The sequence below is a fragment of the Trichocoleus sp. FACHB-262 genome (genome assembly GCF_014696035.1).
Classification (GTDB): Bacteria; Cyanobacteriota; Cyanobacteriia; order FACHB-46; family FACHB-46; genus Trichocoleus.
In genome coordinates, this window is record NZ_JACJPK010000026.1 from 1 (window position 1) to 4,527 (window position 4,527).

Genomic DNA, 4,527 nt, shown 5'->3' on the forward strand with positions numbered 1-4,527 from the left:
CACCTTGTCTAACCTGCCCCAGCTGATTCATCAGCACACCCACTTTCACTGGTGGAGAGAAGCTGAAAATAGTAGGGGTTTGTGAAGCGGAAACCGTATCAGATGGTCTGGACAACTGACTAACCTGAGGGATTAAATTGGGGCGATCGCTAGTTAGTAGCTGGCGGTTGCCCTTTTGAGTTTGAAGCTCTGGATTCCGTTCGGGTGGGGTGGCTTCATTCCCTGCGCTTCTTGTAACTCCATAGTAACTCTACTATAACCCTTCTTCAACTCTACAGTGGATTGACTATATAACTAAGCAAGGGTACGCTTGAGTTGTATAGTTCTAGAGAAGAGTTACCTTCTATGACAGTGGCTACCGACAAAAAGAAAATTTCCGCATATTTGGATGAGCCACTCTTGGAGTGGTTTCAGGAGTATGCAAAGAAGCAAAAAAGATCAGTTTCCTCTCAAATCAGCTTCATGATTGAGCAATTAAAGGATGCCGAAGAAGGTAAGTAGCTAGTTCGCACAAAGGAGCGATCGCACATGGCACAACTAACACTTGCCTACCTGCAAGAGCAGATTACTAAGTTGGAGGCTGAACAGAAAAAACTAGCCGCCCAGCAAGAATGGATGGAGCGAATCTTTCAGGTTCACGGTATTAGCGGTCCTTGGGTATCACCACAGAATGCCGCTGACCTTCTCTGTATTGATAGGCGCGGCGTGATGCAGCATGTCCGCAGAGCTGAGCGATTCAGAGAGCTTGGTCGAGATTGTGAGTGCCAGTATGGAGTGCATTACCGCCAAGTTCCTAGACTCAAGGATGAGCCATGCGAACGTGCTACGTGGCAAATCCATGTCACCGAGTTTGAGAAGCTTATATCCATTCCTCAGGACAACTTAAAGGCAGGTTAGCGATCGCCATGATTCAAGCCATCCCCCAAAAAACAAGCGTCAAACCTGGGTATAGGCCCCAAGCTTTAGACACCGACATTGAGGCTGATGTCGTTCAATTTCAGCTTTTGCGGCAACGCAGCAACACTCAGCGATTGGCGATCGCCATAGGACTTACCCGATGGGCAAAAGCGGCCTCTTTGCGAGGGATGCAAAAAGCCAATCAAACAAAGTTTCGAGAGCGATTTGCTCAATCTGTTTTGGGCGAAAAGTGGTTGCCTTGCCTGACTCCAACTAATGACCCCGCCATGTGGACGCAAGACCCTAGTGAGATAGCCCGACTACTTCACCCCATTTTTGAGCAACTAAGAATTCCCTACTACATCACGGGTGGAGTTGCAGCCAGTATGTATGGCGACCCCCGCACCACTCGCGATATGGATTTGGTCGTTGAAGCGCGACGGGAAGATATTTTTCAGCTTGCCGAAGCTTTGGGACAAGCAGGTTTCTATTGCCCACCTGGAGCCGTAGAGGAGATTGCAGAGGGACGGGGGCAGACACTGAGTGTCACTCACATGCAGCAGTTGTTAAATGCTGACCTTGTTCTCAATGCCAATACGGATTTCGATCGCTCAAAGATGGCCCGCCGCCGCTTAGAGGCGATCGATGAAGCTGAGCTGCTCCAAGTGTGGGTGATTGCCCCTGAAGATTTAATCCTGGCAAAGCTGCTGTGGGGGCGTGGCAACCAATCCGAGAAACAGTGGCGTGATGTCCTGGGGGTTCTCAAAGTTCAGCTTGACACTCTGAACTATGCCTACCTCGCAGAGTGGGCTGAGCAGCTAGCAATCTCAGAAATGCTTCAGCAAGCGCTGATTGAAGCTGGAATTTGATGGCAAGGAAAATTGTTGGATGAGGCGATCGCAGCTCTGGAGAAACTATGGCAACAGACCAAAGACTTGATGATATTGACCGACGGCTCGAACGACTCACAACTATTTCTGAACAAGTTGTAAATCGGTTCCAAGGCATTGATGCCAGAACTGAATCTATTTTTCTAGCCCTTGATCAACTGAGACAGCGGCAGGAAGCCAGTCAAAGTCAGCTTGACCAATTAAGGCAACGTCAAGAAGCCAGTCAAAACCAACTTGATCAGATTAGGGATGAGCAGCACAACTTGTCAGGGCTAGTTGATGCACTACTTCAAGCGATTGACAGAAATAGTGCAGAAGCTGCGACCGATCGCGCCTTTGTACGGGGCTTGCAAGTAGAAAACCATCGAATCTGGCAATATCTGCAAGAGCAGCGACGTGGCGATGGGGGCTGAGCAATGGATACCGAGCAGCGACTAACTCAAATCGAAGCACAGCTATCGCTCCTTGCAGAAGCAACTGCTCGGATCGAATCTAAGTTAGAACAAATCCTGACTGAACTAGCTCGGCCACCACGGACAGATCGACGCTCTTGGTTCCTTATCAAAGAAGCTTATTGGCAATTAGGCTTTAAAAACCCAAACGCATTAACATATTGGCTTCGTCGTGGAAGGCAAGAAAACTGGCTCAAGCTCGGGGTCCACTTCAAACCCAGAGTCCCAGGGGCAGGGCGATCGCCACTATTGGTGCATCTGGAGCGCTGCGAAGCGGTAGCAACATCAAAACAGAGGAAGTGAGGAGGAAAGCTGACGCTCTTAAAAGCCCTAGTTTAGATGCCCTTGAAATAAAGGTGAAGAGGGCTGTTGTGCAGCATGAATCTTCGAGACGATTTTTGAAGGTACAAGCAACGTTCTTTACTACTAAAGAAATGCATAATGAGTAGCAACATCAGGCAAGCTCTACAAGTTCCAGTTAAAGAGGCTACACCCCCGTGGGATCAGGTTATTTCTGCGATTCAGGAGCTATCGCCGCCTGAAGGGTTAACCAAAAACCAAAAATTTCTGATAACGCAACTCCAAGTAGATTGGGTGATTGGACTTCATTACCTTTATCAGAAGAAATGGAACAATCGCCACAAGTTGCCTATACGATTCCAACCTAAAACTCAGAAAATTTATAAGCTTTTTGGGGAATACCTGTATCAACTTGTAGAGCTCTGTACCCAGTGCCATGCATGGCAGAAAACTCCTTACCCAAATGCTGCTCATTGGTTTTTTGCCATTGCCTGGGAAATGCACGACAACTCGCTCATGCCGATAACTGAGCACGGTAGAAGTGGAGAGAGTAAAAGAAGTTGGCTAGTTACACACAAGTCAAATCTTAAAACGCTGAAGGACTACGGTAATCCTTGCGACCCAGAAGAGGAGCCTCATTACTATCGTCTAATTGATACAGCCAGATCAATGGCCGAACAACCTGGCGAGTTTTATAGAAAGCAGTGGAAGCCTTTTCTAAAGGCATACAGTGAGTACGTTAACGAAGTAGCCGAGAATCCTATGTGTCAAGTAGTGTTTGAAAAAGATGAAAAGCTACGTTATTCATCGGGAAGAGGTAAGGGGAGCTTGCCTTTACCCGAGCTATAAAATATGTACTCTCTTAAACCCTTGCCCTGCAAGGATTTAAGAACTTAAATCCCAAAGCGGGGCAAGGAGTAAAAACAGATTATCTTAAAAATCAAGGTCATCGCTTAACTGATTTGGTTTATCAATGGTACACAGCCAAATTTCGAAGCCTGCTTAACGGGGCAAAGTAAGGGAAGAGAGCAAAATTATGGAGATATAAAATCATTAGCTTTTAAGTCAGAGTGTCCCGCCTATCAAATCCATCTTTAACCGCAAAAAAAAAGGCTGGCTCTCTGCATTTTCGCTTGCTCTATCAAAGCCGAATCGGTGTCACCCGATTCACAAAAACTGGGACAGCCAACCAGTCAGTATATTTCTTAATTTCAACGTTAACACTCAACCTCTTCTAAAGGGTATGGGTTAGAGCAAACGAAAAAGCAGAGGGCCGCCATGTACCCCAAATACATGACGACCCCACATGAAAAAATATTTTCCTGGCCCCATTGTGGCATAGGCTTCCGTCTCATTGCAACACATTGAGTCTCAAAACTGGACTCAATCTCAAGCTGAACTCATCAAATCTTTCGATCGCCTGCGATCGCACCTTCTGACAGCAGGAGGTGCAGCATGATAGCTCTAGCACCTCAGAAGGCGATCGCCACACTTCCAACGCTAGTCGAGTCCATGACGCTGCGTCCTTACCAGGTACGGGTTAAGGAAGAGGTTTATCGAACCAACGACAGCTTGATCGACCGGATTCTAGTAGTTGCTCCTACTGGCGCTGGCAAAACCATAATTTTTTGTTCACTGATTGCTGATGCCATTGCTAAAGGGCAACGAGTTCTAATCGTTGTCCACCGCGACGTTCTCATCAAACAAACCTTTGAGAAGTTACGGCGCTTTGGCATCGATTGTGGCTTCATTAAAGCTGGATGGGCAGAGAACCGAGACGCGCTAGTTCAAATCGCCAGCGTTCAAACACTACCCCGTCGCCATTGGTGGAAAGAGTTTAAGGCAGACATTGTCATTCTGGACGAAGCGCATGTTATCCTTCTTTTGTTACTACGGTGAGAGGAAACTGATCAGTTGCACTCAAGCCACTTTGAGTTCTGCCACTTCCAGCTCTGAGCTTGGCAACAGGCGAAAGGTATCCATCCAAT

6 protein-coding genes are annotated in these 4,527 nt (G+C 47.2%); all 6 read left to right on the plus strand.

The window, feature by feature from the left end; genetic code table 11:
* Positions 1-345 precede the first annotated feature (345 nt).
* The 6 genes from H6F68_RS05225 (at position 346) to H6F68_RS05250 (ending at position 4,438) form a co-directional block, all read left to right on the plus strand.
* Complete coding sequence (locus H6F68_RS05225) at positions 346-501, plus strand: ribbon-helix-helix domain-containing protein (RefSeq protein ID WP_190557052.1); 156 nt, start codon at positions 346-348, stop codon at positions 499-501.
* A 27-nt stretch (positions 502-528) separates the two neighbouring features.
* Entirely contained in the window at positions 529-897 is a 369-nt protein-coding gene (locus H6F68_RS05230) for a hypothetical protein (RefSeq protein ID WP_190557053.1), read from the plus strand.
* Positions 898-905: 8 nt separating this feature from the next.
* The gene (locus H6F68_RS05235) at positions 906-1,766 is read left to right on the plus strand and encodes a hypothetical protein (RefSeq protein WP_190557055.1); all 861 of its coding nucleotides are present in this window, start codon (positions 906-908) and stop codon (positions 1,764-1,766) included.
* Positions 1,767-1,813: 47 nt separating this feature from the next.
* Positions 1,814-2,200 carry a hypothetical protein gene (locus H6F68_RS05240; RefSeq protein WP_190557058.1) on the plus strand — a complete coding sequence of 129 codons (387 nt, stop codon included), beginning with the start codon at positions 1,814-1,816 and terminating at the stop codon, positions 2,198-2,200.
* 480 nt (positions 2,201-2,680) lie between these two features.
* A complete protein-coding gene (locus tag H6F68_RS05245) occupies positions 2,681-3,388 on the plus strand; it encodes a hypothetical protein (protein WP_190557059.1) in 708 nt (235 codons plus the stop codon).
* A gap of 606 nt (positions 3,389-3,994) precedes the next feature.
* Positions 3,995-4,438 (plus strand): DEAD/DEAH box helicase, encoded by a 444-nt coding sequence (locus H6F68_RS05250; RefSeq protein WP_190557061.1) that lies wholly within the window; start codon positions 3,995-3,997, stop codon positions 4,436-4,438.
* Positions 4,439-4,527 lie beyond the last annotated feature (89 nt).